We start from the raw sequence: 914 nt of genomic DNA on the forward strand, positions 1-914 counted from the left end.
CCTCCTCAACGGAAAAATCGAGGCCGGCGGCGGTAATCCCCCCACCACCAAAACCGAAATCCACCAGTAGTAGTGAACGACCCATGTTCGTCTACCGTGAGCCGCGTTATGGCAGTGACGTGTTCTCGTCGGGCACAGTCATAGTTCCCGGCGTTGCCAGCGACAGGGTTCTACACCCAGCAGCGGGACCGATCAAAATCACCCGCACGGGGAACGACCCTGCTGGTGGTTTAGATTTTGATGAAAGCGAGGAGACATAGCCCCTCGCCAACTCCCCGTAGCTGGCGAACAGTAGCTCCTGGCGCTGGCGCTCGTTGGTGAGTTTGCGTGCCACATCGAAAGCCTTATCGACTTCCCGGTCCAAGTTGTTGTGAGCCTTGAGCAGAATTGGGTCCATCGATAACGGGTTGTAGTGCTCCGCGAGTGACCGCTGGGGGTGCCGCTCGCGTGCCCGCAGCACCAACTGTCCAGCGTCGATGATTCGCTGCTGCGCCTTCTCATCTAGTTCACACAGAGCTGGTCCGCAGTTGTAGCTCCCGATGTACTCCGAAAAACGGAAAAAATAAATAGTGGGGATACATCAACCTTCCACTTTCCATTCTTCCGGCTCAGAGTATTGAGGGGTCTGGGACCGGGTCCGTAAACCCTTTATGTTTTTCGCGCACAGCGGTTTTTAGCGACGCACCCTATAGGTTTTCCGCAGAACTTATATGTGTTTCTGTGCACCCCATATGTTGTCTGTTTTAGCGGTATTTCGTTGTTAATTCCGCACGCGCGCATCAAATGGTTATTTATCGACGACACTCCGTGCCGCACCCCTATATTTAAGGATGTGGAATCGCCTACCCCTCCGGGTTAGAGCCCGCTAGATCCACTTCGCAATCGGGTACACCCATCTGTACGCGCTGACCTGC

The 914-nt window shown here is 54.8% G+C and carries 1 protein-coding gene and 1 pseudogene; one reads left to right on the plus strand and one right to left on the minus strand.

The annotated features are described in order from the left end of the window. Positions 1-260, plus strand: a 260-nt coding sequence (locus HMPREF2537_RS12890; protein ID WP_210383617.1) for a hypothetical protein, incomplete at its 5' end; no start/stop codon positions are given. Positions 261-322: 62 nt separating this feature from the next. Here HMPREF2537_RS12890 and HMPREF2537_RS13155 read toward each other — a convergent pair. Beyond that, a pseudogene (locus HMPREF2537_RS13155) lies at positions 323-460 on the minus strand (type IIL restriction-modification enzyme MmeI); the annotation flags it as partial. Positions 461-914: the final 454 nt, after the last annotated feature.

This window comes from Corynebacterium sp. HMSC074E01, from assembly GCF_001808885.1.
Taxonomy (GTDB): Bacteria; Actinomycetota; Actinomycetes; order Mycobacteriales; family Mycobacteriaceae; genus Corynebacterium.